21 protein-coding genes are annotated in these 26,780 nt (G+C 73.0%); 1 reads left to right on the forward strand and 20 read right to left on the reverse strand.

From position 1 onward, the window contains the following. Positions 1-34 precede the first annotated feature (34 nt). The 12 genes from AB0D66_RS06440 to AB0D66_RS06495 all read right to left on the reverse strand — a co-directional run bounded on the left by AB0D66_RS06440 (position 35) and on the right by AB0D66_RS06495 (position 14,966). Positions 35-586, reverse strand: a complete 552-nt coding sequence (locus AB0D66_RS06440) for a hypothetical protein (protein WP_362297477.1) — start codon at positions 584-586, stop codon at positions 35-37. Further along, positions 586-2,895, reverse strand: a complete 2,310-nt coding sequence (locus tag AB0D66_RS06445; protein WP_362297480.1) for a DUF6571 family protein — start codon at positions 2,893-2,895, stop codon at positions 586-588. Before AB0D66_RS06445 ends, AB0D66_RS06440 begins: the two co-directional genes overlap by 1 nt. Positions 2,896-2,903: 8 nt before the next feature. Beyond that, complete coding sequence (locus AB0D66_RS06450) at positions 2,904-3,326, reverse strand: hypothetical protein (protein ID WP_362297483.1); 423 nt, start codon at positions 3,324-3,326, stop codon at positions 2,904-2,906. 40 nt (positions 3,327-3,366) lie between these two features. Further along, entirely contained in the window at positions 3,367-4,542 is a 1,176-nt protein-coding gene (mycP, locus tag AB0D66_RS06455) for a type VII secretion-associated serine protease mycosin (protein ID WP_362297486.1), read from the reverse strand. A 27-nt stretch (positions 4,543-4,569) separates the two neighbouring features. Continuing rightward, complete coding sequence (locus AB0D66_RS06460; protein ID WP_362297489.1) at positions 4,570-5,961, reverse strand: hypothetical protein; 1,392 nt, start codon at positions 5,959-5,961, stop codon at positions 4,570-4,572. After that, positions 5,961-6,437 (reverse strand): DUF2563 family protein, encoded by a 477-nt coding sequence (locus AB0D66_RS06465; RefSeq protein WP_362297492.1) that lies wholly within the window; start codon positions 6,435-6,437, stop codon positions 5,961-5,963. Before AB0D66_RS06465 ends, AB0D66_RS06460 begins: the two co-directional genes overlap by 1 nt. 135 nt (positions 6,438-6,572) lie before the next feature. Beyond that, positions 6,573-8,921: a xanthine dehydrogenase family protein molybdopterin-binding subunit gene (locus tag AB0D66_RS06470; protein ID WP_362297495.1), complete on the reverse strand. Its 2,349-nt coding sequence runs from the start codon at positions 8,919-8,921 to the stop codon at positions 6,573-6,575. Next, complete coding sequence (locus tag AB0D66_RS06475) at positions 8,918-11,047, reverse strand: (2Fe-2S)-binding protein (RefSeq protein ID WP_362297498.1); 2,130 nt, start codon at positions 11,045-11,047, stop codon at positions 8,918-8,920. The genes AB0D66_RS06470 and AB0D66_RS06475 overlap by 4 nt, the downstream gene beginning before the upstream one ends. Then, positions 11,044-11,916 carry an FAD binding domain-containing protein gene (locus AB0D66_RS06480; RefSeq protein WP_361750808.1) on the reverse strand — a complete coding sequence of 291 codons (873 nt, stop codon included), beginning with the start codon at positions 11,914-11,916 and terminating at the stop codon, positions 11,044-11,046. The genes AB0D66_RS06475 and AB0D66_RS06480 overlap by 4 nt, the downstream gene beginning before the upstream one ends. A 254-nt stretch (positions 11,917-12,170) precedes the next feature. Beyond that, the gene (locus AB0D66_RS06485; protein ID WP_362297502.1) at positions 12,171-13,946 is read right to left on the reverse strand and encodes a beta-N-acetylhexosaminidase; all 1,776 of its coding nucleotides are present in this window, start codon (positions 13,944-13,946) and stop codon (positions 12,171-12,173) included. A 145-nt stretch (positions 13,947-14,091) separates the two neighbouring features. After that, the gene (locus tag AB0D66_RS06490) at positions 14,092-14,376 is read right to left on the reverse strand and encodes a DUF3039 domain-containing protein (protein ID WP_030010729.1); all 285 of its coding nucleotides are present in this window, start codon (positions 14,374-14,376) and stop codon (positions 14,092-14,094) included. 29 nt (positions 14,377-14,405) lie between these two features. Continuing rightward, positions 14,406-14,966, reverse strand: a complete 561-nt coding sequence (locus AB0D66_RS06495; protein WP_069920470.1) for a YqgE/AlgH family protein — start codon at positions 14,964-14,966, stop codon at positions 14,406-14,408. Positions 14,967-15,229: 263 nt separating this feature from the next. Between AB0D66_RS06495 and murA the strand changes: the two genes are divergently transcribed. After that, on the forward strand, positions 15,230-16,576 hold the full coding sequence (gene murA, locus AB0D66_RS06500; RefSeq protein WP_361750803.1) for a UDP-N-acetylglucosamine 1-carboxyvinyltransferase: 1,347 nt from the start codon (positions 15,230-15,232) through the stop codon (positions 16,574-16,576). 246 nt (positions 16,577-16,822) lie between these two features. Here murA and AB0D66_RS06505 read toward each other — a convergent pair whose 3' ends face one another. From AB0D66_RS06505 to AB0D66_RS06540, 8 genes are all read right to left on the reverse strand, one after another. Then, positions 16,823-17,104 (reverse strand): HU family DNA-binding protein, encoded by a 282-nt coding sequence (locus AB0D66_RS06505; RefSeq protein WP_007264399.1) that lies wholly within the window; start codon positions 17,102-17,104, stop codon positions 16,823-16,825. 341 nt (positions 17,105-17,445) lie between these two features. Next, the gene (locus AB0D66_RS06510) at positions 17,446-18,855 is read right to left on the reverse strand and encodes an NAD-dependent malic enzyme (RefSeq protein ID WP_362297507.1); all 1,410 of its coding nucleotides are present in this window, start codon (positions 18,853-18,855) and stop codon (positions 17,446-17,448) included. 460 nt (positions 18,856-19,315) lie between these two features. Then, complete coding sequence (locus AB0D66_RS06515) at positions 19,316-21,622, reverse strand: UvrD-helicase domain-containing protein (RefSeq protein WP_362297510.1); 2,307 nt, start codon at positions 21,620-21,622, stop codon at positions 19,316-19,318. Between the two features lie 157 nt (positions 21,623-21,779). Then, positions 21,780-22,349 (reverse strand): ABATE domain-containing protein, encoded by a 570-nt coding sequence (locus AB0D66_RS06520; RefSeq protein WP_362297513.1) that lies wholly within the window; start codon positions 22,347-22,349, stop codon positions 21,780-21,782. Between the two features lie 98 nt (positions 22,350-22,447). Beyond that, complete coding sequence (locus tag AB0D66_RS06525) at positions 22,448-22,996, reverse strand: GNAT family protein (RefSeq protein ID WP_362297516.1); 549 nt, start codon at positions 22,994-22,996, stop codon at positions 22,448-22,450. 32 nt (positions 22,997-23,028) lie between these two features. Continuing rightward, positions 23,029-24,201: a uroporphyrinogen-III synthase gene (locus AB0D66_RS06530; RefSeq protein ID WP_362297519.1), complete on the reverse strand. Its 1,173-nt coding sequence runs from the start codon at positions 24,199-24,201 to the stop codon at positions 23,029-23,031. 72 nt (positions 24,202-24,273) lie between these two features. Further along, on the reverse strand, positions 24,274-25,644 hold the full coding sequence (locus AB0D66_RS06535) for a nitrate/nitrite transporter (protein ID WP_362297522.1): 1,371 nt from the start codon (positions 25,642-25,644) through the stop codon (positions 24,274-24,276). Positions 25,645-25,742: 98 nt separating this feature from the next. Further along, entirely contained in the window at positions 25,743-26,708 is a 966-nt protein-coding gene (locus AB0D66_RS06540) for a LysR family transcriptional regulator (RefSeq protein ID WP_362297525.1), read from the reverse strand. Between the last annotated feature and the right edge of the window lie 72 nt (positions 26,709-26,780).

Here is a 26,780-nt window from a genome sequence, read left to right on the forward strand (position 1 = left end):
CCGCTCAGGAGGTTTCCTGAGCGGCCTTCCGCCGTTAGGCCCCACAGCCGGTTTGCTGCTTCGCGGCTGCCAGGTACTTCTCCATGAGTGTGGTGAACAAGGAGCGCGACGTGCCGGGCTTCATATGCTCCACCGAGCCCCCGATCGTCAGGAGAAGCTCGAAGGAATCCGTGGAGCCCTTGCAGGTGAGCGCGACCCGGGCACCCGTGTTCCACACGGTGCCCTTGTCTCCGAGGGGCAGTGGATCGGCTGCGGGCTGGTTCGGATCGCCGGGCGGCCAGGTGAAGTGCTGCCCCAGTGGTTGGCGCGTGGCCGATACGAGAAGCCGTCCCTGGCCGTCGACATCCACGTTGCACGTGGCCGAGCGGCGCTCCGCTGACAGCCTGATGTCGACCGGGGCGGTTTCGTTCACCGTCGTACCGGACCCCATCAGAGGCTCGATATCGGATGGCGTGAAAATGCCGAAACACGTGCGGTCCGGCAACCGTGGGGCCGCGGCCTTCTCCGATTCGGTGCAGCCGGTCAGTGCGACCGCCGCGGCCAGGGCAGTGACGACGATCGCTATGGAGGCCTGAGCCGGGCGCATCAGGAGCCGCCGTTGGACGTGACGACCTGGCCTCGACCGACCGCGTGCGCGTTGGCCGTCTCAGTCGATGCCACGCCCGCGAGAGCATCGATGGTCCGCTGGCTCATGCCCGTTCCCTCCACGGCCTTCCGAACCGACTGCGCCGCCGACTCGCCTGCCTCGGTCTGCGCGTTCGTGTAGTCGAGCACCGCCTTGTGATCGGCCTCGCCCGTCTTCTCCGCCTGGTCCTTCTTGGCGCGCTCCACGACACCCTCCGTGATGTCCTCCTGGAGCCACTCCACGACGTCCCCGGCGAGCGGCACCATCTCCAGATATTTACCACCGGCCGCACTGATCCCGCGGTTGATCCACTTGGCGTTGTCCTCGACGCCCTTGACGTACTCCTCCGCCTTGTGTCCGTTCTCGGCGAACGAGCCCTCGGCGCGAGCCTCGGACAGGATGCCGGCGATCTGGCCACCGGGGTGCACGACGCTCTTGATCGCCGCGTCCAGGTCCTCGTACTCGGTCCGGTGCGCGACGACGTCGTTGATGAGGGTTGTCGTGAACGCCCGCTGGGAATTGGTGATGGCGCCGTACGCGTCCGGGTCCTGACCCACCGCCCCGATGAAGGCGGCCATGTCGGCCTTGTGGAACTCGGCCATCACACCGTTGGCCTTGATCATCCGACTGCCGTTCTCAGCCGAGGCCTGCAAGTCCGGCATGTATTCGGCCGCCATCTGGCCGAAGTGCCCTGACAGCCCCTTCAGCGGGCCGTCGGGCTCGCCCGGCTTCGCGGCCACCAGTTCCGGCTTGTCGCCGATCTTCTCGACGACGCGTTCCATGACCGCCGCCATTTCCTTGGTGTGCGGCACCGGCTTCGCGTCGTCGTCGCCCGCCGCGCGGCCGCTCACCGCCGCTTCCAAGGCACCGCCGACCGCCTCCTGGGCCGGGCCCGCTCCGCCGTAGGGGTGGTCCGGGGTCCGGTCGAAGGCGTCGGCCCACGACTCCTTGTCGAGCATGTAGTCGACCATCCCGCGAGCCTTGCCGTGCTGGCCGTCCACGACCTTGTCGGCGGCCGTGACGATCCCGTCGCCGTTGCTGTCCTTGCGGACCGGCTCGTTGAAGAAGGCCGTCGCCGCGTCCGGGTTGTTGGACATGGCGTCCATCAGGCCCGTCAGCGGGTAGAAGCCCCGGCTGCCGTCCTTGCCCTGGCTGAGCACCGTCTTCGGGTCGTACGGGGATCCGTGCTCCCAGGCCTTCGGGTTCTCGCGGTCGAAGGCGACCATGTCCCGGCCGACCGAGGTCAGGAAGTCCTTGTCGTACTTGCCCTCGTGCAGCAGCGCGCCCAGCGCCTGGTAGCCGTAGATCCTGCTCGTCAGGTCGCCGGTGACCTGCATCTCCTTGCGGCCGGCCTTCATCAGGTCGGTCGTCCACGCCGCGTCCAGGTGGTTCGGCGAGCTCTTCTGCGTGGCGAGCCCCAGCATGGCGCCCATGTCGTTCTGGATGTTGCCGACCATGGCCAGCCGGTCCTTGCCCGCTTCGCCCAGGGTCGAGGCGTCGATGGACAGCTTCGCGTACGCCTCGAGCGTGCCTTCGGGACCGAGCTTCCGGTAGAAGTCCGTCGAGAAGTCGGCCTCGTTGCGGTTGTCGTCGAGCAGGTCCTCGAGCTCGCGCAGTGCCTCCGGGTTGCGGGCTACGCCGCCCTGCTCCGTGCTGAGCTTCTTCATCAGCTCGGCCGCCCGGTCGGCCTGTTCGCCGTCCAGGGTGGTGTACTTCGGCGCGGAGAAGTCGTGCTCGTCCGTGACGTTCGCGCGCAGGGCGCGGGCCAGGGACTCGTCGGCGTCCGCGCAGTCTTCGACGAGCCTGTCCACCCTTGCCTGCCAGGCCTTGCGGTTCTCCTCCTGCTTGCGCCTGAACTCGGGATAGTCCGGGTCGTGCCGGGCCGCGTACTCCGTCTTCGGGTCCATCGGGACGGCCGAGACCTTGCCCGCCGCGTCCACCCGGAACCCGGCGGCCGGGGCCTCTTCCTCGGCGGCCTTCTTCAGTGCGGCCCGCGTCGTGTTGATGGTGGTGTGGGCGTCACTGAGGAGCTGGTGCACGCCCTTGGCCGCTTTGGCGGCGTCCTCGAACTCCTTGGCCGTCTTCGCGACGAACTCCCGGCCCACGCCGGCGGTGACCCCGCTCCACTCGGCCTTGTCGGCCTTCGCCTTCATGCCGTTGCGGGCCACGTCGGCGAGTTCGTCGAGCTTGTCGACCATCGCCTTCCAATCGGCGACGGCCGTCTGGAGCTTGTCCAGCGGGGCGTTCATCACGTTCTCGTACGTCAGCATCCGGGCGCCTACTTGAGGTATGAGTTGAGCGCGGACGTGGTGAAGTCGGCGCGGAGTTGCTCCTCGTCCTTGGCGTGGGAGGAGAGCGAGTAGTTCAGCCCGTTGGAGACGTTCGCGCAGGCCGCCACGAGGGTCTTCACCTGGCTCTCCCAGAGGGTGTTCGCCTTGAGCAGCGCCGCCCCGCTCGCGAAGTTCTCCTTCGTGAGCGCGCCCGCCGCCTCGGCGGTGGAGGTCGCGGCGTGCTTGCCGTCCGTCTGCAGCCGGGAGTGGAGCTTGTGAGCCTCGGAGCCGATGGCTCCGATGTGGTCCTGGTTGAGGTCGAGGCTGCCGGCTCCGCCGCCGCCCGGATCGACCGGGGCCTGGTTGAGCCGCATGGAAACGTTGGCGGCGGCCGTGGCGCGTGCCGCCGACCACTCCTCGTCGAACGACATCGCGTGAACTCCCTCGTCAGATCCGGTCAGCGGTGAGCGGTCAGCGGTTGCGGCGTACGACGACGGCCGTGACGGCCCCGCCGATGAGCAGGCAGGCTCCCAGCCCGATTCCGATCCAGGGAAGGAGACTGCCCTCCTTCTTCTCCTCGGCCCGATCCGCCGGCTTGGGCGAAGCCGCCGCGTCGGGGGCCTTGCCGTCCGCGGGCGCCGAGGGGGACTTGGCCGCCGCCTCGGCGGCCGCCAGGTCGGGCAGCGGGAACTCGTTCGCCGGGCCGGGGTCGCCGGGGGTGGGCACGGCGACGCGCGGGCGGACGACGCCGTAGCCGACGAAGTCATTGCGCTGGGAGCCGTCGACGGGCTTGCCCGCGGTGTTCAGGAGGACGCGGAGCACCTGGTTGTTGGTCCAGTCGGGGTGCGCGGACCAGAGGAGGGCGGCGGAGGCGGAGGCGAGGGCCGAGGCGTCACTGGTTCCGTGGGTCGTGCACAGTCCCGTCTTGCCCTTGCAGGCCGTCACGATGTCGATGCCTGGCGCCGCCATGTCGACGTACGGGCCCTGCTGTGACTCCTTGGTCGGCTCGCCGCTGGCGTCCACTGCCGCTACACCGACTACCCCCGGGGTCGCTGAGGGGTAGACGACCGTCCGACCCCCGTCGTTTCCGGCACCGGCGAAAATCAGTTTCCCCTTGGAAAGCGCGTACTTGACCGCCTCAGCCCGCGCCCGGTCGTCCTCTGGCTTGCCGTCGATGGCCAGCGAGATGTTGATGACCTTGGCATCTGAGTCTGCTGCGTGTCGAATGGCAGCGGCCCATGCCGGGGTCGTCGTCCCGTCCAGCATGTTGGGTACGCGGATCGGAAGGATCTTCACGCCGGGTGCAAGCCCGTAGGCGCCGTCACCGCTCGGATGCTTTCCAGTAGCGGCGATCATCGCGGCAACGCCAGTACCGTGACCGTCATAGTCGTTGTCTCTGCCGCCCTCGGCAGAGCCGACAGGGAAGGCCGCGCCGGGAAGGACCTGCCCCTCAAGCTCCGGAATCATATTGACGCCGGTGTCGATCACCGCGACGGTGACCCCTTTTCCGGTGCTGATCTTCCAGATGTCGTCGGCCTTCATGGCGTCGAGATGCCATTGCTGCGATCGAATCGTCTCCGCGTGGGCCGGGGTCGCGGCGACCCCGGCCAGCAGCAGACCCACGAGGGCCGAGGTCGCCTTACGCATGCGCATCCCGTACAAAGTCCGTTCTGCTCAGTCGATCACCGGCGGGACAACACGACGGTTGCCCTGCCAGGTCTCTTCGTCCTCGGCCAGGTAGTCGGGGCGTTCGCCCCTCTGGTCGTCGCGTCGGGCGCCCGGGGTCGGCATGCCCGCGCCGACGCCACCGACATTGCCCCGAACAAGGCCCGAGCCGCCCTGGGTGAACGGCGTCGCACGAGTGCCCGCGGCAGGCTGACGCCCGCCGACGATACCTCCCGGCTCCGTGGCCAGCCGGCGGCCCCCGACAGGTCCGCCCGTGCCGCTGTGGGCACCGCCCAGGCCGCCGCCCATCATGCCGTTCACGGGACGGCCGGCGTGCCCGGCCTCCGTGCCGATGACCGTGCCGCGAGGGATACCCGAGCTGGGACCCGTGGCAGTGACCGGGCGACCGCCCACGATGCCCGTGTCAGCGCGCGGTGGCAGGCCGAGCTTGCCCAGGGGCCCGGTCGTACCGGGGACAGGGCCGACCGGCCCGACGGGGCCGATGCCGGGGATCGTCTTCATCCCGCCGAGCGGCGGCAGAGGCACAGGCGGGGCAATGGCCACAGGGGCGGGACCTGTGGGCAACGGGCCGGCCGGCGTCGTCACCGGAGGCGCGGTCGGGTGCGGGAGCGTGGTGACTGCGTCAAGGTCCACGTCCACGTTACGATCCGGGGTCACCCCCACCGGCGCCGTCGGCAGGGGCGTGCCATCCGGCTTCGGCGGGCTCCCCGGTGTCCAGCCCGCTTCGTTCGCAGAGCTGCTGCCGCCGGGTGCCGACGATGCAAATGAGGAACCTCCCGAGTAGCTCCCCTGATCAGAACTGCCGCCTGGGCGAGCCCTGTCGGACCCGCCGCCGATGTCTTGCGGTACAAACACCTTCGGCGGCTTCGGAAACGTAGGGATCTCCGCCCTGTCCATCTCCGTCCTCGACAACGCATACGACTGCGACAGCTTCGTCAGCGCGTCCACCGCCCGCGCATGGTCCCCGCTCAGCTTCGACCACGCCTCCTGGCCCAGCTGCTTCGCGTCCGGGTCGTTGCGGTACTTCCGCGAGAGCTCAAGGTTTTCCTTCAGGTCCGCCTCCGCCCCCGCGTCGTACTTGGGCATGTGGATCTCGGACATGGTCTGGGCCGCCAGCGTCATCCAGTGGCCGCCCGTCGAGCTGAAGTCGGCCAGGACCAGCGTCGCGCTGCCCGCACGGTTCACCCATTCCTGGAAGGCCGTCGCCGCTTCGCCCTCCCAGCCCTTGACCTTGTGGTCCTTGAGCTTCTGGCCGATCTCCTTGATGGTCTTCGCGGCCTCCGTGAGCTGCGTGCCCCGCTGCGAGACCGTCTTCGGGTCGATCGAGGCGACCATCGCCGCCAGTTGTGCGTGCGAGTATCCCTCGAAGTTCGTCGCCATCAGATCTCACCGCCCCGCTTGTCGGTGGCCTGCTTGTCCGCGTACGGGTCCCGCTTCGGGACGTAGTTCTCCTGGGCCTCCTTGGCGATGGCCGCCATGCGCCGCTTGGTCTCCTCGTCCACCTCGCCGAAGCCCTTGCCCGCCGTCAGGATCGCGATGCCCAGGGCCTCGATCTGGCCCGCCAGGCCCTTCGACAGCTTCTGCAGCTCCTCGTGGACCGTGTTGTACGACTTGTGCAGGCCTTCGGCCTCCGGGAAGCCGGTGCCCAGGGCGCCCGCCGGGAGGGTGCCGTGGGCCAGCTTGCCGTGGGCCGCCTGGGAGTCCTCCAGTGACGTCAGGAGGCCGTCCACCAGGCTCTTGTACTCCTTCATCGTGTCGTACTCGACCGACAGCGCGGCCGCCTGCGCCATGATGGCGTCCGACAGCCCGGGCGTCAGGCCCTGCCCGAACAGACCCGGCTCACTCTCCACTGCCACGCTGGCCTCCCCGACTCCCCGTCCCCGTTCGCACACACGGTTCGCACGCGCGCGTACGCAATCTCACCGGTCACTGTAGCGATCAGCTCCGACAGCCCCAACTCCGAGGTTGCAGGTGCAATGCGGGTCACACGGTCACGAGTTGGGCGCCGCGACCGCCGCCGATGGCCGGATCGGGAGCCTGTTCACCGGGCGGCCCGTGGCCGAGCGGACCGCCGAGGCCACCGCCGCCGGCGCCGTCACCACGGGGATGGCGCTGGCCGCCTTCGCGCCGAAGGGGGCCACCACGTCCCGCTCCTCGACCAGTTTGACGATGCGGACCACGGGGGCGTCCAGCGACGTCGGCAGAGCGTAGCCGGTCAGGTCCGGGTGGCGGACCAGGCCGGAGACCGTGCGGAGGTTCTCCGTCAGGGCCGCGCCCACGCCCTGGGTGACGCCCGCCTCGATACGGGCCTCCAGCTGGCGGGGGTTGAGGACGCGGCCCACGTCCTGGGCCACCGCGAGTTCCACGACCCGTACCGAGCCCAGCTCGATGTCGACGTCCACCACCGCGCGGATCGCGCAGAACGCGAGGCCGACGAAGGCGTCGCCCTGGCCGTCCGCGTCCAGGGGTTCCGTCGGGTGGGGGCGGCACTGGGCCGTCGCCCAGAGCTCCTTGCCTTCTATGGCCTCGGCGACCGTCGTCGAGAAAGCGCCGTCGTACGACGTGATCCGGCCATCCGCGATCTGCAGGAGCTCCGTGGACATCCCCAGCTTGTGGGCCATCGGCTGGAGGAGCTGGGTGCGCACCATCTTCGCCGCGCGCTCCACCGCCCCGCCCGACACCCACGTGTGGCGGCCGTGCGCCGACGGGCCGGCCGGCGGCTGGTCGGTGTCGACCGGAGCCATCGCCACCTCGTCGACGCCCAGCACCTCCTGGACGATCTGACGGGCCAGCGTGGCGAAGCCCTGGCCGGTGTCGACCGCCGCGCAGATGACCGTCGCCGTGCCGCCCACCACCTTCACGGTGGCCGTGGAGACCTCGTCGGTGCCCTCCGCGCCCAGCATGTGCACCATGCCGACGCCGTACCCGACCCCGCGCCGCACCGCGCCCGGCTCGCCCGCGCCCTCCGGGCCGCCCGGCAGCAGCCACTCGTCCTCGGGGGTGTCCTTCGGGAGGGCGGGCAGCTCGAAGTCCCGGACCGCGCGCACCAGTTCCGCCACCGGCGCCGGGCAGGTCACCGTCTGGCCGGTGGGGAGGAGGTCCCCGGTGGCCAGGACGTTGCGCAGGCGCAGTTCCGCGCCGTCGATGCCGAGCGCGGCCGCGAGCTTGTCCATCTGGCCCTCGTACGCGGCGCACACCTGCATCGCGCCCTCGCCGCGGACGTGGCCGGAGGGGGGGTTGTTGGTGCGGACCGCCCAGCCTTCCACGAAGGCGTGCGGGACCACGTACGGGCCGCAGGCGAAGGCCACCGCCGCCGCCAGGGACTCGGCGGAGGAGTCCGCGTACGCGCCCGCGTCCATCAGGATCTGGGCCTCGACCTTGACCAGGCGGCCCTCCGCGTCCGCGTGGTGGCGGTAGCGCAGCAGGGTGGGGTGCCGGTGGGTGTGGCCGAGGAAGGACTCCTCGCGGGTGGCGGCCAGCTTGACCGGGCAGCCCGTGCGCAGGGCGAGGAGGCCGAGGGGGAGCTGGAAGGCGGCGTCCTCGCGGTCGGCCGTCGCGCCCGGCACGCCGGTGACGACGACCCGTACGCGGTCCGGTTCGAGGCCGAAGCAGGCGGCCGCCAGGTCGCGGTCGGAGTGCGGGTCGGTGGAGGCGGTGTACAGCTCCACGCCGCCGTCGGGCCGCGGCACGGCCAGCCCGGCCTCGGCGCCGATGGGCGCGGGGTCCTGGCGGCCGATCCGGTACAGGCCCTCGACGACGACCTCGCCGGTGGCCTCCGGGTCGCCGTAGCGGAGCGGGATGTGCCGGATCAGGTTGCCGTCGGGGTGCAGGGCGGGCGCGCCGAAGGCCTGCTCGGGGTCGGTGACCGGGTCGAGGAGCTCGTACTCGACGGCGATCGCGGCGGCGGCGAGGCGGGCGGTGTCCGGGTGGTCGGCGGCGACGGCGGCGATGGGCTCGCCGTGGTGGCGGACCACGTCATGCGCGAAGACCGGCCGGTCGGCGATGCGGCGGCCGTGCGTGGTGGCGCCGGGGACGTCGGCGTGGGTGACGACGGCGCGCACGCCGGGCATCTCGGCGGCGGCCGAGGTGTCGATGGACAGGATCCGGGCGTGGGCGTGCGGGGAGCGCAGCACGGCGGCCCACAGGAGGCCCTCGGCCCACAGGTCGGCGGCGTAGGGGAAGGTGCCCTCGCTCTTGGCGCGGGTGTCGGCGGCCGGGACGGACGCTCCGATTCCGCTCGGCGCCCGCTGCTCGGCGGCCGTGGCACCGGCCTCCGCCGCCAGGGCGGTGACCGTGGTGTTCGCCGTTGTCGTCGCCGTCGCCGCGTCCTGCCCGCTCACGCCGTGCCTCCGTGGTGGATGCCGCCCTCGCCGGGCGCTGCCTGGTGCGGAATGCGAGCCTCCGGCGAGCCCGGGGCGGAAGCCGCACCCTGCCCGGCCTGGCCGTGCCCGGCCTGCCCCGGCCCGTGCCCCGGCCCGTGCCCCTGCCCGTGCGCCCCTTCGGCCGCCGCCGCCTCGCGCCCGGCCACGACCTCGCGCACGGCGTCGATGACCCCCGCGTACCCGGAGCAGCGGCAGAGGTTGCCGCACAGGGCCTGCCGCGTCTCCAGCTCGCTGGGCGCGTGGTTGCCCTCCAGCAGGTCATGGATGGTCATGGCCATGCCGGGCACGCAGAACCCGCACTGCACCGCACCCGACCTGCACAACGCCTGCTGCACGTCCGAGAGTTCCCCGCCCGTCGCGAGTCCCTCGACGGTGCGGACCTCGCTCCCGGCGGCCGTCGCGGCCGGGACCAGGCAGGAGGCGACGAGCCGGCCGTCGACCTGCACGGCGCAGGCGCCGCACTCGCCCTGCGAGCAGCCGTCCTTGGCGCCGGCGAGGCCGAGCCGCTCGCGCAGCACGTAGAGCAGGGACTCGCCGATCCAGGCGCCGGTGACCGGCCGGTCGGCGCCGTTGACGCGCAGGACGTAGGAGGCCTGCGGGTGCTCGTGATGGGCGGCGGCCACGGCTGCCGCGGCTTCTTCTCCGTACGCCGGCACCTCGGCCGGGAAACCTTCGGCGGTGTCCTCGGCCGGGGGTGCCACAGCGATGTCGGCGGTGTCCCCGGTCGGCGTGGAGCCGGCCGGAATCCCGGCCGGTCCCGGGGCGCCCCCCGCGAACCCGTGCCCGTCCGTACCCCCGTGCTCCGCGTCGGACCCCGCGGGCGGCTCCGGGGACGACTCAGCGGCAGACCCGGCGGCCGATCCCTCGGCCGGTCCCTCGGCCGGTCCCTCGGCCGGCTCCGCCTCGGCGGCCGCCACGGCCTCCGCCGGAGCCCCGCCGACCGGCTCGGCCTCACCCTCGGCCCCGAGCCCCGGCTCGGGCGCGTGCCCGGCCCCGGACCCCGGCTCGGCCTCCGGCTCCGCGGCCGCCGCCTCCGCCTCGACCCGCACGCCGCCGAACAGGTCAAGCCCGCCGGACGCCACCGGATGCGGACGCTCCTCCTCGACCGGCAGGGCCGCCGGGCCGTGCGCGGCCTCGATGTCGTGCGGGGCCGGGTGCGCCGGCTCGCCCGCCTCCGGGAGGGGGGTGCCCACACCGGGCCCGCCCAGCACGCGCGGCCCGCGCCGCGCGGCAAAGCCGCCCCCGGTACCGGTCGCCGAGCCGGTCCCGGTACCGACGCCGGGCCCGCCCAGCAGCCGGTCCGCGGCGGCCGCCGAAGCCACGGCTTCGTCCGTTCCCGGCAGCGTCCCCGGCTCCGGCTGCTGCGGCTCGGGCTGCTGCGCCGCGTAGTCGGGGTGGTCGGCCCACGGCGCCGCGGCGCCACCCGGCAGCGTCGCCGGGGCCTGGCTCCAATCGGCGGCCCACTGGCCGGTCGACGAGGACTCGTCCGCGAACCGCCACTCGGCGGTCGCCCCCGGCTCCGGCTCCCGCTGCGCAGGCGCCTGGAACGGGTAGTGCGACGCGGACTCGGAATCGAAACCGGACCCGGCCTCAGACCCGAAACCAGACCCGGACTCGGACCCGAAACCAGACCCGTCCTCAGACCCGAAACCGGACCCGGACCCGGACTCGGGATACGCCTGCGCCTCCGGCTCCGCCTCGGCGAACGCCGCTGCCACCGACGCCGGAATCGGGATCGACGCCGGGATCGGCCCGCCGACCGGAGCCGGAGCCGGGGCCTGGCCCTGGGGTGCGGCAGCCGCCGACGTCCCCGCCTCGGGCCACTGCACCGGGATGGTCCACGTGCCCGTGGCCGCCGGATCCGTACTGGCCGAGCCGAGCGGCACGATCATCGGCGGCGGCACGTAGCCGTGGCCGGGCGCGGCGAGCGGCTCGCCGGTCCCCAGCGCGTCCAGCATGTCCTGCGGCAGCTTGACGAAGGCCGTCGCGTCGGAGTCGTACTCGCCGCCCTGCGGCACCGGCTCCCAGCCCCAGCTCGCCGTTCCGTTCCCCTGGGTCACGTTCTCGTTCTCGTTCCCGCTCATGAGCTCAGCGCCCTCCCCAGGGCCCTGCGCGCCAGCACGGCCACCGTCCGCCGCAGATGCAGTACACCGGGGGCCACCGGCTCCCCCTGGTCGGGCACACAGGCGGCCGCGACGTACTCGCCGAAGGCCTCCAGCGCCTCGGGGGCCAGGTGCCGTTCCCCGTCCCAGTCGATCAGCGAGGCCACCCACTGCTCGGCCTCCAGCGGGCGCAGTGGCATCGGGGCGACCGCCCCGATCGCGCAGCGCACGCCCCGGCGCGCGGGATCCAGCACCAGACCCACGGACGCCACCGCGCGCCCCGGCCCCGTACGGCCCGTGGCCTTGAGGAACACCTGCGGCGCGTGCAGCAGCGGCACCCGGACGAAGCCGATCAGTTCGCCGGGGCGCAGCATCTCGCGGCCGGCCAGCAGGTGCGACACGGGGATCTCGCGCGATCCGGCCGGGCCGACGATGACGAGCACGGCCTCCAGCGCGGCCAGCACGGGCAGTGCGTCGCCCGTGGGCGCGGCGGAGGCGATGTTGCCGCCGAGGGTGCCCGCGTTGCGGATCTGCGGGGGCCCGGCGGCGCGGGCGGCGGCCGCCAGCGCGGGGATCAGAGCGGCGAAATCCGGCCGTCCCATCCGCGCGTGGGTGAGGCCCGCGCCGAGCAGCGCGTGGCCGTCCTGGTACTGCCAGCCGCGGATCTCGTTGATCCGCCCCAGGCCCACCAGCGCGGCGGGCCGCAGCAGCCCGGCGTTGACGGCGGCCATGAGGTCGGTGCCGCCCGCGACGGGCACGGCGGCGGGCATGGCGGTGAGAGCCGCCACGGCCTCGTCGAGCGAGGCCGGCAGCGTCACGGACTGCGCCGCCTGCGGTGCGTGCGTGGTCAACCCAGCTGCCCCTTCCCGATGTCCCGGTCCCGGCGCTCACGCCTGTCCGCCGTACGGTACGTGCTCACCGCCGGGAGGTGGCAACTCTGGCACATCTTCCCGGACGCCCGGCGCGAGGGTGGGCCGGGCGCCCCCGCACCCGCGGCCCGCCCCGGGCGGCCGGTCCCGGCGGTGCCGGGACCGGCGCACCTCGGACCGATCGTCCGTTTTTCCCCGTATCACCGGAAATCCAGCCAGAGTTCCGGTTCTCGTTGTCACACGTTCGGGGGCGCTCCGTCGATCGGCCTCCCGAGGACCCCGGGGCGCCGCTGCCACGGCAGCGGCCCGCCCGGTGGCCGGTAACCGACCCCGAGGGCGTCCAGTCGCGCGTAGTGCGCGCCCATCCGCTCCTCGAACCGGGCGAAGTCACGCTCCTCGGGCGCGGGCTGCGGGGACCAGACGACCTCGGCGAAGGCCGCCAGCCGCGGGAACACCTGGTAGTCCACGCGTCCCTGGTCCTCCATCACCTCGGTCCACGCGTTGGCCTGGGCGCCGAGCACGTGGGCGGCGGCCTCGGGCGACAACTTCGGCGGAACCGGCTCGAACCGGTACACGTCCTCCAGGGTGCGCACGTACCCGATGGGCATCGGCTCCTCGGCGCCGGCCGCCTGACGGTGGTCCAGGTACACCTGCTGCTCGGGGCACATGACCACGTCGTGCCCGGCCTCGGCGGCGGCGATCCCGCCCCCGTACCCGCGCCACGAGGAGACGGCCGCGCCCGGCGCGAGGCCGCCCTCCAGGATCTCGTCCCAGCCGATCAGCCGCCGCCCGCGCTCGGCGAGCCAGGTGTCGAAGTGCCGGATGAACCAGGACTGGAGGCCGTCCTCACCGTCCACGCCCAGCTCGCGGATGCGCTCCTGGGCGGCGCGCGAGGCCTTCCACTGGGCCTTGGGGCACTCGTCCCCGCCGACATGGACGAAGGGCGAGACCTCGGCGGGGAACAGCTCCAGCAGCTCCTCGAAGACCCCCTCGTAGAAGCGCAGGACGGTCTCGGTCGGCGCCAGCACGTTCTCGCTGATCCCCCAGTCGTCCCACACCTCCAGCGCCGCGGTGTCGACCACGTCGGCGTTGCCCAGTTCCGGGTACGCGGCGATCGCGGCCTGCGAGTGGCCCGGTACGTCGATCTCCGGGACCACCCGGACGTGCCGCTCGGCGGCGTACGCGACGATCTCGCGGAGGTCGTCCTGCGTGTAGTAGCCGCCGTGCGGGGTCTCGTTCCACAGCGGGGAGGCCCGGTGGCCCCGCCGGCTGCGCGCCCGCCACGAACCGACCTCGGTCAGCCTGGGATGGCGCTTGATCTCCACCCGCCAACCCTGATCGTCCGTCAAGTGCAGGTGCAGCACGTTGAGCTTGTGCGCGGTGAGCAGGTCGATGTACCGGAGCACCGCGTCCTTGGGCATGAAGTGCCGGGCCACGTCGAGCATCAGCCCCCGCCACCCGAACCGGGGGGCGTCCGCGATCCGTACGTACGGCAGGCTCCAGACGCGCCCCGGCAGCGGGGCCTTGCGGTAGGCGTCGGGCCCCAGCAGCTGACGCAGCGTCTGGACGCCCCAGAACAGCCCGGCCTCGCTCGCGCCGGTCAGCTCGACGCCGGTCGCGTCGACGGTGAGGGTGTACGCCTCGGACGCCGGACCCGCCCCGGGCCCCGACCCGGGCCCCGCCGCCGCCCCGGGCCCCGACTCGGGTTCCGATCCCGCCTCCGCCGCGGCCCGCGGGTCGATCCCGAGCCGTATCCGGGCCACCGGGCCCGTCCCGGCCGCGCCCGCCCCTGCCGGTTCCGATTCCGGTTCCGATTCCGGCTCCGGATCCGATTCCGGTTCCAGCCCCGCCGCCGGCAGGCTCCAGCCGGTGGCCGCGCCCAGTTCGCGGCGCAGCAGGCGCGCGGCGCCCTCGGCGCCCGGCCCGGCGGCGAGCACCGGTTCGGGCCCGAACTCGAAGCGGAGCCCGCCCTCATGGAAGTCGGCGAGCCGGGGTGCGGGGATCAGGTCCATGCGTCAGCCCTTCGCAGCAGCCTGTTGCACTCTGCGCAACGCCCGTTCCGCAGAGTGCTCGTCGCGCCGACCCTAGTACGCGAAAGGCCCCCGGGGTGCGCGGATGCGCACCCCGGGGGCCCCGACCCTGCCGCGGAAGTCCGGACTACTTGTCCTTGCCGCCCTTGTCCTTGTCCCCGCCGGGGCCCATGGACTCGTAGATCTCCTTGCACATGGGACAGACCGGGTACTTCTTCGGGTCCCGGCCCGGCACCCAGACCTTGCCGCAGAGCGCGACGACGGGGGTCCCGTCGAGCGCGCTCGCCATGATCTTGTCCTTCTGGACGTAGTGGGCGAAGCGCTCGTGGTCGCCGTCGCCGTGGGACACCTGCGGCGTCGGCTCTACGAGGGTCCCCGTACCAGTCCCGCGCTCGGGCTCAAGAGTGCTCATAAAAACCAGGGTACTGAACGCCGCGGGGGTCAGTTGAGCGACGGGTCGTCCGGATAGGTGGCCACCATCGCGAGCTCGCTGCGCTGGCGGCGCAGGACGGCCCGCCAGAGCCGCTCGGGGTCCGGGAAGGACACGTCGCCGGGTTCCGATTCCACGACGTACCAGGCGCCCTCGCCGACCTCGTCCTCCAGCTGGCCCGGGCCCCAGCCCGAGTAGCCGGCGAAGATGCGCAGCGAGCCCAGGGCCGCGGCCAGCAGCTCGGGCGGCGCCTCCAGGTCGACCAAGCCGATCGCCCCGTGCACCCGGCGCCAGCCGAGCGGGCCCTCCTCGCCCGGGATGACCGCCACCCCCAGGGCCGAGTCCAGGGCGACGGGTCCGCCCTGGAAGACCACGCCCGGATCGCCGGCCAGCGGGGCCCAGGGCAGCAGGACGTCGCCGACGCCCACCGGGGTCGGCCGGTTCAGGACCACGCCGAGGGAGCCCTGCTCGTCGTGGTCGAGCAGGAGCACCACCGCGCGGTCGAAATTCGGGTCCGCGAGGGCGGGGGTGGCCACGAGCAGCCGCCCTGTGAGGGAGGACACCTCGGTCATGCCGCCATGATCCCGCACATTCGCCCGTTGCGGGGACCGGCCGGGAAGATCGGACCGCCCGCAGCTCAGGGCGCACGGCAGCAGCGGGGAGGGCGTGCGGGCGGCGCGAGCGGAAGGCGACGCTCCGCCATGTGGTGGGTACGGAGGGTGTTGTACCGAATTCATGACAGTCCTACGGCCGCGTCAGCCATACAAACAAAGGGGTGGTGGCCCTTACTCTTTTCACTGGCCCCCTGCCCACCCCACTCCGGAACGCGAGATTCATGACCGGCACAGTCAGTGACGATGTACTGCTTGTCCACGGCGGCACCCCGCTCGAGGGCGAGATCCGTGTCCGCGGTGCGAAGAACCTCGTGCCCAAGGCCATGGTCGCCGCTCTGCTCGGAAGCGGACCCAGTCGGCTGCGCAACGTTCCCGACATCCGTGACGTCCGGGTCGTGCGCGGGCTGCTCCAGCTGCACGGGGTGACGGTCCGTCCCGGCGAGGAGCCGGGCGAGCTGGTGCTCGACCCGACCCACGTCGAGAGCGCGAACGTCGCCGACATCGACGCCCACGCGGGCTCGTCGCGCATCCCGATCCTGTTCTGCGGCCCCCTGCTGCACCGCCTCGGCCACGCCTTCATCCCCGGCCTCGGCGGCTGCGACATCGGCGGACGCCCGATCGACTTCCACTTCGACGTGCTCCGCCAGTTCGGCGCGACCATCGAGAAGCGCGAGGGCGGCCAGTACCTGGAGGCCCCCCAGCGCCTGCGCGGCTGCAAGATCCGCCTGCCCTACCCGTCGGTCGGCTCGACCGAGCAGGTGCTGCTGACGGCCGTCCTGGCCGAGGGCGTCACCGAGCTCAGCAACGCCGCCGTGGAGCCCGAGATCGAGGACCTCATCTGCGTACTGCAGAAGATGGGCGCGATCATCTCCATGGACACCGACCGGACCATCCGGATCACCGGTGTCGACCGCCTCGGCGGCTACAACCACAAGGCGCTCCCGGACCGCCTGGAGGCCGCCTCCTGGGCGTCCGCGGCCTTGGCGACCGGCGGCAACATCTATGTGCGCGGCGCCCAGCAGCGCTCGATGATGACCTTCCTGAACACCTTCCGCCGCGTCGGCGGGGCGTTCGAGATCGACGACAACGGCATCCGCTTCTGGCACCCGGGCGGTCCGCTCAACGCCATCGCGCTGGAGACGGACGTGCACCCCGGCTTCCAGACCGACTGGCAGCAGCCGCTCGTGGTGGCCCTGACGCAGGCCACCGGCCTCTCGATCGTCCACGAGACGGTCTACGAGTCCCGGCTCGGCTTCACCTCGGCGCTGGGCCAGATGGGTGCTCACATCCAGCTGTACCGCGAGTGCCTGGGCGGCTCGGCCTGCCGCTTCGGCCAGCGCAACTTCCTGCACTCGGCGGTCGTCTCCGGCCCGACCAAGCTGCAGGGCGCCGACCTGGTCATCCCCGACCTGCGCGGCGGGTTCTCGTACCTGATCGCGGCGCTGGCGGCCGAGGGCACCTCGCGCGTCCACGGCATCGACCTGATCAACCGCGGCTACGAGAACTTCATGGAGAAGCTCGTGGAGCTCGGCGCGAAGGTCGAGCTGCCGGGCGGCGACCTCGTCTGAGCCGTACGCGGCAGCGTTCGCACGGCCGTCGGACCGTCAGAAAGCCCCCCGCGGGCCCCGCAAGGGCCCCGGGGGGCTTTCTCATGGCCCCTCAGGCGCCCCTCGGGCTCCTGACGGGGGCGTGGCGCCGCGGCCGCCCGCAGGGCCCGGGACGGCCGAAGGGCGGCCGCCCCGTCCGGGGTGGCCGCCCTTCGCCGTACTGCTGCCGTTCCAAAGGCCTGTGCGGCCTTCGGCGCCGGGGCAGGACTACTTGCCCTTGGCGGCTTCCTTGAGCTTGGAGCCCGCGGAGACCTTCACGCTGTAGCCGGCCGGGATCTGGATGGGGTCGCCGGTCTGCGGGTTGCGCGCGGTGCGAGCGGCACGGTGGGTGCGCTCGAAGGTCAGGAAGCCGGGGATGGTGACCTTCTCGTCGCCCTTGGCGACGATCTCGCCGACGGTCTCGGCGAGCGCGGCCAGAACGGCGTCGGCGTCCTTGCGGGTCACCTCGGCGCGCTCGGACAGAGCGGCCACCAGCTCACTGCGGTTCATGTTGTACTCCCGTGTTCAACTTGCCTTAGAGGCGTGAGATCGAAGCCGATGCTGCCAGGGCCCTCGGACAGTCCCCGGACCCGGGTCTGAACGTCAGACCCTCTCGCCCGGTTACGCATCCTGCCCCCACCAGCGGCGGGAAAGCCAATCCGGCACCCGCCGGGGTCACACGAAAAGCGCCACAGTCACGCCGCGGTGACGCTCCGTCCACGCCCTCGCCCATACGCTGCTGCGCACCGCGGACCTCGCGGGCATCCCCGCAACCCTAGAGGCGCCCCGCACGGCCCGCATCTCGCGACGCGCCGGGAGCGGGACGCCCGTGAGGGCGGTCACAGCCCCGGTCAGCCCGCCGGGGCGGTGGCGGCCTTGCGGACGGCTCCCGCGACGGCGCCGGCGACCTTGTCGTTGAAGACCGACGGGATGATGTAGTTCGCGTTCAGCTCGTCCTCGCCGACCACGTCCGCCAGGGCGCTCGCCGCGGCGAGCATCATCTCGGTGTTCACGGTCCGCGACTGGGCGTCCAGCAGGCCGCGGAAGACACCCGGGAAGACCAGCACGTTGTTGATCTGGTTGGGGAAGTCGGAGCGGCCGGTGGCGACGACGGCGGCGGTCTGGCGGGCGACGGCCGGGTCCACCTCGGGGTCCGGGTTCGCGAGCGCGAACACGATCGCGCCTTCCGCCATCGCGGCCACGTCCTCGCCGGAGAGCACGTTGGGGGCCGAGACGCCGATGAAGACGTCGGCTCCGGCCACGGCCTCCTTCAGCGTGCCCGTGTAGCCCTCGGGGTTGGTGTTGTCGGCGATCCAGCGCAGCGGGGAGTCGGGGGCCGCGTCGACCAGGTCGGGGCGGTCCGCGTGGACGACGCCGTGGATGTCGGCGCTCACCGCGTTCTTGACGCCCGCCGCGAGGAGCAGCTTGAGGATGGCGGTACCGGCCGCGCCGGCGCCCGACATGACCACCTTCACGTCCCCAACTGCCTTGCCCACCACGCGCAGTGCGTTGGTGAGCGCGGCGAGCACCACGATCGCGGTGCCGTGCTGGTCGTCGTGGAAGACCGGGATGTCCAGGGCCTCGCGCAGGCGGGCCTCGATCTCGAAGCAGCGGGGCGCGGAGATGTCCTCGAGGTTGATGCCCGCGAAGCCGGGGGCGATCGCCTTGACGATGGCGACGATCTCGTCGCTGTCCTGGGTGTCGAGGCAGATGGGCCACGCGTCGATGCCGGCGAAGCGCTTGAAGAGGGCCGCCTTGCCCTCCATGACGGGCAGTGCGGCCATCGGGCCGATGTTGCCCAGGCCCAGGACGGCCGAGCCGTCCGTCACGACTGCGACGGAGTTGCGCTTGATGGTCAGGCGGCGGGCGTCCTCGGGGTTCTCGGCGATCGCCATGCACACGCGGGCCACGCCCGGGGTGTAGATCATCGAGAGGTCGTCACGGTTGCGGATGGGGTGCTTGGACGCCATCTCGATCTTGCCGCCGAGGTGCATGAGGAAGGTGCGGTCGGAGACCTTGCCGAGGCTGACGCCCTCGATCCCCCGCAGCTTCTCGACGATCTCGTCCGCGTGCGCGGTGGAGGTCGCGGCGATGGTGACGTCGATCCGGAGCTTCTCGTGGCCGGAGGCGGTCACGTCGAGGCCGGTGACCGAGCCGCCGGAGGACTCCACGGCGGTGGTGAGCTGGGAGACCGCGGTTCCGCTCGCGGGCACTTCCAGGCGGACCGTCATCGAATACGAGACGCTGGGCGCCGTTGCCATGGCCGTGTTCCTCTTCTGTCCCTGGTTTTCGCTGTACACACAGGGCCCGGCACACAGCAGGCGGCGTGGCGGGACCTGTTGTCCGATCGTCCCACCTACCAGCCGGTACAAGGTAACCAGCTACAAACTTCGGAAAGACACTTCCACCATACGAGATAACGGGGGTGTGCGGAATGGTGGGTCCATACAAAACAGGTCCGCCCCCTCCACACGTGGAGGGGACGGACCTGTTCTACGTCTATGACACCGACCCGCCATGCTCGCCTCGCGGCAAGTGGTCGCTCTAAGCGACGAAGGTTGGGCCCGGGGGCTTGGATCGAGTCGGTGCCTTCACCAGGCTAACAAAGGATCGCCGAATGCGGTCCCCCTCCCGGCGGCCGGTTGCGCGGACCACGCTCCTGGCCGCGGACCATCCGGCCGTACGGCGGGCGCGAGCCCCGCGCGCACGGCCGGGAGGGCCCTACGGGAGCAGCAGTTCCGGCACGCCGGCCGCGTCGGGCCGGTCCCGCTCCGCCGAGACCACCGTGAGCTGCTGCGTCGCGCGCGTCAGCGCCACGTACAGCACCCGCAGGCCCGCCGGGGACTCGTCCGCGATCTCCGCCGGGGAGACGACGACCGTGGCGTCGTACTCCAGGCCCTTGGCCTCCAGGCTGCCCAGCGCCACCGCCCGCTCCCCGAGCCCGGCGAGCCAGCCCGCGGCCTCCGCGCGCCGGTCCATGGCCACGACCACGCCGACGGTGCCGTCGACCTGTTCCAGCAGCCTGCGGGTCTCCTCCCGGACCGCAGCGCCCAGATCGTCCGCCGCGGCCGCGAAGCGGGGCTCCAGGCCCGTGGAGCGCACCGCCGACGGCGGCTCCATGCCGGGCATCGCCAGGCGCAGCACCCGGGCCGCGACCTCGGCGACCTCCGCCGGGTTGCGGTAGTTCACCGTCAGCGTGAACCGGCGGCGCGGCCGGGACCCGAGGGCCTCGTCGCGGGCCGCGGCCGCCTCCTCCGGGTCGGTCCAGGAGGACTGCGCCGGGTCGCCGACCACCGTCCAGGTGCCCGTCCGGCCCCGCCGGCCCACCATCCGCCACTGCATCGGCGTCAGGTCCTGGGCCTCGTCCACGATGACGTGCGCGTACTCGGTGCGTTCCGCCGCGAGCCGCTCGGCCCGCTCCCACTGGGTCTCCTCCCGGGTCGGCATCAGCTCCTCCAGCCCGCTGAGCTGGTCCAAGGGGTCCATCTCCCGCTTCCGCTTGGGCCGGGCGGGCGCGCCGAGCAGCTGGTGGAGCTCGTCCAGCAGCGCCACGTCGTGCACCGACAGGGGGCCCTTGCCGTCGGGGCCCACCCGGCGCAGCGAGCGCGCCAGCTGGCGGGTCTCGCGCGGGTTCAGCTCGCGGCGCGACCAGCGGCCGAGCCGCCGCTCGTCGGCCATCGCCGCCAGCACCCCGCGCGGGGTGAGCTCCGGCCACCAGCGGTCGAGGAAGTCGATGAAGGCGTCCTCGGTGGAGATGTCCTCGTCGAAGGCGGAGCGCAGCTCGGCGGCGAGCTCCGGGTCGCTGTGCCGGCCGGACTGGCCGGACCGGGCGTACAGGGCGTCGAGGAGCAGCTTGCGGGCGCGCGGGCGCAGCAGGTTCACCGGCGCGGTGCCGCCGAGCACGTTCTGCCGGATCCGGTTCAGCTCGTCGGCTTCCAGCTCCTGGCGCCGCCCGAAGGCCACCACGCGCAGCCGGTCGGGGGCGCCGCCGAGCTCCAGGGCGCCCCGTACGGCCTTGCGCAGCACCCTGAGCATCCGCGAGGAGCCCTTGATCCGGGCCACGGCCGGGTCGTCGTACGTGGTGGCCTCGGCCCCGTCGACCAGCGAGCCCAGCGCCCGGATGGCGACCTGGCCCTCCTCGCCGAGGGAGGGCAGCACGCCCTCGGTGTACGCGACGAGCAGCGGGGTCGGGGAGACGATCAGGATGCCGCCGGAGTAGCGGCGCCGGTCCTGGTAGAGCAGGTAGGCGGCGCGGTGCAGGGCGACGGCGGTCTTGCCGGTGCCGGGCCCGCCCGCGACCTCGGCGACGGAGGCGGCGGGGGCGCGGATGACGAGGTCCTGCTCGGCCTGGATGGAGGAGACGATGTCCCGCATCGAGTGCGTACGGGCCCGCCCGAGCGCGGCCATCAGGGCGCCGTCGCCGATGGCGGGCAGCTCCCGGCCGTCCAGGAAGGCGGTGACCTCGGGGCGCATCAGGTCGTCCTCGACGCCCAGCACCTTGCGGCCCTTGGAGCGGATGACGCGGCGGCGCACGACGCGGCCGGGGTCCTTGGGCGTGGAGCGGTAGAACGGCGCGGCCGCCGGGGCCCGCCAGTCGATGACCAGCGGCGCGTAGTCGGAGTCCAGGACTCCGATGCGGCCGATGTGCAGGGTCTCGGCGATGTCGGCGGTGAGGTCCTCGCGGATCGCGTCGTCGGCGGGCTCGACGGAGGTGTAGGCGCCGTCCGGGCCGCGCTCCCCGTCCTTGCCGAGCACCAGGTCGACGCGGCCGAAGAGGAAGTCCTCGAACTCGTTGTTGAGCCGGTTCAGGTGGATGCCCGCCCGGAAGACCTGCGCGTCGCGCTCGGCGAGGGCACCGGGGGTGCCCACCTGACCGCGCTTGGCGGCGTCGTTCATCAGGAACTCGGCCTCGTGGATCTTCTCCTCGAGGCGTCTGTACACCTGGTCGAGATGCGTCTGCTCGACCGCGATCTCCCGATCTCGGACGGAATCCGCCGTGCTGTCGACAGCGGCATTCTGCGCGGCCACCAAGGCCCCCTTCTGACGTGCATGGGCGACCGTCAACCGTACGCGAATCGGCCCCCTGTCCGCACGCCCGTTCCGGAACCGCGCCGGGCGGAGTCGTGCGGGGCGGACCGGACGGCGTGCGGGCGGACCGGACGGCGTGCGGGGCGGACCGGACCGCCTAGACGGATCCCGCGGCCAGGACCCGGCGGCGGTGCCGGGCGACGCGCTCGCGGTTGCCGCACAGCTCGCTGGAGCACCAGCGGCGCCGGTGGCCGCGGGAAGTGTCCAGGTAGACCCGGGTGCAGCCGTCGCCCTCGCAGGCCCTCAGCAGCGCCAGGTCGCCCGGGTCGGTGAGCAGCTCGACGGTGTCGCGGGCCACGGCCGCGAGCAGGGCGCCGCACTCCACGCCGCCGCACAACTCCCGTACCAGGTGCCCTTCCCGGTCCCGTACGGCACACAGGCCCGGGGGTGGCCCGGCGGCCAGCGCGTTGACCCGGGCGAGGGCCTGCGCCGTGGCGGGCGACGGCGCGGCAGCGTCCAGTTCCGCCCGTACGAGGGTCTCCACGTCGGAGCGCAGGGAGCGGAAGGCGGCCGCCCAGTCCGGGCCGACCCGGGCGAGCGGCGTCCGGTCGGGCACCAGCCCGGCTCCGGCCAGCCACAGCCGTAGCCCGTCACCGTCCGCAAGCCCCTCGTGGGGGGCGAGAGTGGCCACCAGGTCCAGGCAGACCCGGCCGGAGTCGAACCGCATGCCCGTCACCGCCTCGCGTCGTGGGGCGCTCCACCAGAGTGCCGCCCCGCGCGTACGAGTGGAAGCCCCCGGCGGGGCTCCGGACCGGTCCGGGAGGGCTACCGCGCCGGGGGATCGTCGTGCAGGAGGCGCTGGAAGAGGCGGTGGTCCCGCCAGGCGCCGTCGATGTGCAGGTAGCGCGGGGCGATCCCGTACTCCTCGAAGCCGGCCTTGCGCAGCACCCGCTGCGAGGCGAGGTTCCCGAGCAGGGTCCCGGCCTCCACCCGGTGCAGGCCCACCTCCTCGCGGGCGACCCGGCACACCTGCTCCAGGGCGGCGGTGGCCAGGCCCTTGCCGTTCCAGTCCTGGTCCACCCAGTAGCCCACGCCTCCGCTGCACAGCGGACCGAGCGCGATCGAGCCGAGGTTGATCGCGCCGACCGGCGCCCCGCCCACGGCCTCGACGAGCACGTACGGGACCATCCGGCCGGCGTCCCGGTCCGCGAGCATGCCCTCGATCCGGGCCCGCTGGCCGCGCTCGGTGTAGAACTCCGGCGGCCGCGCCGGTTCGAAGGGCGCCATGAACGCCCGGTTGCGCGCGTAGGCCACGGCCAGCCCGGCGGCGTCGCCGGTTTCCAGGCCCCTCATCTCCACGCCGTCAATGATCATTGCCGCACGCTAGCCCAGGACCTCCCCGTGCGTCACGGGGCCGACGGCTCCCCGTACTTGGCCTCGCCGCCCGCGTCCAGCGACAGCCGGTAGCCCCGCTTCACCACGGTCTGGATCATCTTCGGGGCCCCCAGCGCCACCCGCAGGCGGGCCATCGCGGTCTCCACGGCGTGCTCGTCGCGCCCCGCCCCCGGCAGCACCCGCAGCAGTTCCGCCCGGGCCACCACCCAGCCCGGCCGCCGGGCCAGGGCCCGCAGCAGGGCCATCCCGGCCGGCGGCACCGGCCGCAGCTCCTCGTCGACCAGGACCGCGTGCCCGCGGATCTCCAGCCGGTGCCCGGCCACCGGCAGCACCCGTGCCCGGCCCGGCAGCTCCTGGCACAGCAGCTGGACCAGCGGGCCCAGCCGGAACCGCTCGGGCTGCACGGTGTCCACCCCGTGCGCCTGCAGCGGCAGCGCGGTCACCGGCCCCACGCACGCGGCCAGCACCCCGCCCCGCAGCGCCGCCAGCACCGGTTCCCGTACGCCGCGCTCCTCGGCCCGGGACAGCAGCGAGGCCGCCGCCGGGGCGGAGGTGAAGCTGACCGCGTCCACCGCCCCGCCCACCACCGCGTCCAGCAGCCGGTCCAGCGGGGCGAGGTCCTCCGGCGCCATCCACCGGTAGACCGGGACCACCACCACCTCGGCCCCGCCGGCCCGCAGCGCCTCGACGAAGCCCGGCAGCGGCTCCCCGTGCAGCTGCAGGGCGATCCGCCGCCCGGCCACCCCGCCCGCCAGCAGCCGCTCCAGCACCTCGGCGAGCGATTCCGACTCCGGGGACCAGGCCTCGACCAGCCCGGCGGCCCGGATGGCGCCCTTCACCTTCGGCCCCCGCGCCAGGAGTTCGGTGGTCCGCAGCCGCGCCAGCAGTTCCTCGCCGACCCCCCACCCGTCGGCGGCCTCGATCCAGCCGCGGAACCCGATCGCGGTGGTGGCCACCACCGCGTCCGGCGCGCAGCCGATCAGTTCCTTGGTGGCGGCGAGCAGTTCGCCGTCGTCGGCCAGCGGGACGATCCGCAGCGCGGGCGCGTGCAGCACGGAGGCCCCGCGCCGGCGCAGCAGGGCGATGAGTTCGTCTGCCCGCCGGGCGGCGGTGACGCCGATGGTGAAGCCCGCGAGCGGACCTGTCTTGGTGTCGTCCATCGTGACCTGCCTCGTGACGTGCATGGGGGGCGGTGCGGGTGGACCGAGCCTGCCAAGGCGGCGTGTCGGACTCGGTTCACCCGTATTTCGCCCCGGTTACACCGACGTGAGCTGCGGTTTCGCCTCGGCCCCGGCCGCCGGGGCGATCGCGGCCGCCGGCCGGCGAAGGTATACCGCCCAGGTCACCGCGCAGCACAGGGCGTAGAAGCCGAGGAAGGTCACGAAGGCCGCCGTGCCCGATCCGGAGCTGAGGAACGCCTCCCGGAAGACCAGGTTGATGCCCAGCCCGCCGAGCGCCCCGACCGCTCCGATCAGCCCCATGGAGGCTCCGGAGAGCCGCCGTCCGTACGCGGCGGCGGCCTCGCCGCTCATGCCGCGGGCCAGCGCCTTGGCCTGGAAGATGCCCGGGATCATCTTGTACGTCGAGCCGTTGCCGAGCCCGCTCAGGACGAACAGGGCCACGAACCCGACGAGGAACACCTCCAGCGACTGCCGCTGCGAGGCGAACACCACCACCCCGGTCGCCGCCGCCATCGCCACGAAGGTCCCCAGGGTGATCCGCGCCCCGCCGAACCGGTCGGCCAGCGCGCCGCCCACCGGCCGGATCAGCGAGCCGAGCAGCGGCCCGACGAAGGTGAGCGAGGCGGCCTGCAGCGGGGTGCGCCCGAACTGGGTCTGGAGCACGAGTCCGAAGGCGAAGCTGTATCCGATGAAGGACCCGAAGGTGCCGATGTACAGGAACGCCATGATCCAGGTGTGCGCGTCCCGGACCGCCTCGCGGACCGCGCCGGTGTCGTTGCGCACGGGCGCCAGGTTGTCCATGCGCACGACGGCCAGCACCGCCGCGGCCACGATCAGCGGGATGTAGGCGCCCAGCAGCAGCCGCGGGTGGCCGGCCCCGGCGGTGGCGATGACCAGCAGTCCGGCCAGCTGCACCACCGGTACGCCGATGTTGCCGCCGCCCGCGTTCAGGCCGAGCGCCCAGCCCTTCTTGCGCAGCGGGAAGAAGGCGTTGATGTTCGTCATCGACGAGGCGAAGTTGCCGCCGCCGACGCCGGTGAGGGCGGCCACGGCCAGGAAGGTGCCGTACGAGGTGCCGGGCTCCATGACGAGCATCGCGGCCACCGTGGGCGCGAGCAGCAGCAGTGCGCTGAAGACGGTCCAGTTCCGGCCGCCGAAGCGGGCGACGGCGAAGGTGTAGGGCACCCGCACGAGCGCGCCGACGAACGTCGCGGTGCCGATCAGGAAGAACTTCCCGGCCGGGTCGATCCCGTACTCGGGGCCCATGAAGAGGACCATGACGGACCAGAGCGACCAGATGGAGAACCCGATGTGCTCGGAGAGCACGGAGTAGACCAGGTTCCGGCGGGCGACCCGCTCCCCGGTCTCCTTCCAGAACGTCTCGTCCTCGGGATGCCACCGCTCGATCCAGCGGCCCCCCTTGCGCGGTGCGGTCGTACCGGTCATCACACGCCCTCCACAACTGTCGCGTCCGTGGTCACGACCGTAGGCAGGACGCGTTTCGGCCCCGGTCCCCGCCGGATGACCACCGGGAAACCTTGCTCTCACCCGGCACCGGCGCCGTGTGTGAGCCGGGCGGGCACCCAGCTGCCGGGGGGCGGTCCCAGCCATCCGTGCTCGGCGGCCAGCGCGGCGGCCGCCGCGCGCAGGGCGTCCAGCCCGGGGTGGTCGAAACCCCGCCGCCACACCATGGACAGCGGGGACAGCGGTACGGGGTCGGTCAGCGGGCGCTTCACGCAGCCGGGCATGTCGAGGAAGTCCACGGTCACCAGGACCGGATGGCCGGTCTTGGCCATCACCCGGCGGAACTCCTCCTTGCCCACGGCGACGGGGGCGGGCGGCGCCATCTCGATCCCGCGCCCGGCGAACAGCTCGCGCGCCAGCTCCGTCCACTCCACGGTCCGCGGGTTCCCGGCCCCCGCGTACACGGTCTCCCCGGCCAGCGCGTCCACGCGTACGGCGTCCTCGGCGGCCAGCGGGTGCCCCTCGGGCAGCAGCACGGCGAGCGGCTCGTAGCGCACGGGCGCCTGCGCGAGGCGCGCCCGCAGCCCCGGGGCCAGCCCGTCGGCGTACCCGAAGGCGACGTCGAGCCGGCCGGCGGCGATCTCGGCGGCGGCGTGCGTGAGGCCGCTCTCGAAGCGGGCCATCAGCTCGCAGTCCGGGGCGAGTTCGCGGGCCCGTTCGAGGACCCGGCGGCCCGTGCTCGGACCGTCGGTGTTCAGGTCGACGAGGAGGACGCGCGGGGCGGTGAAGGCGGCGGCCAGGTCCTCGTGCGCGGCCAGCACCCGCCGGGCGAGCGGCAGCAGCCGCATCCCGTCGGCGGTCAGCTCGACCGCGCGGGTGGTCCGTACGAACAGGGCGGTCCCCAGAACCTCTTCGAGTCGGCGGACATCGCGGCTGAGGGCCTGCTGGGCGAGGTAGAGGCGGGCGGCGGCACGGGTGAAGTGCAGCTCCTCGGCGGCGGCGACGAACCCGCGCAGCAGCCGGGCGTCCACATCACGGGGATTCACGCCAGGAGACTAACAACAGAATCCGGTGAATGGGCTCCGAACAGGTGTTGGACGCCGAACGGGGGCCCGACC

The sequence above is a fragment of the Streptomyces sp. NPDC048270 genome (genome assembly GCF_040652335.1).
In the GTDB taxonomy this organism is placed as follows: domain Bacteria; phylum Actinomycetota; class Actinomycetes; order Streptomycetales; family Streptomycetaceae; genus Streptomyces.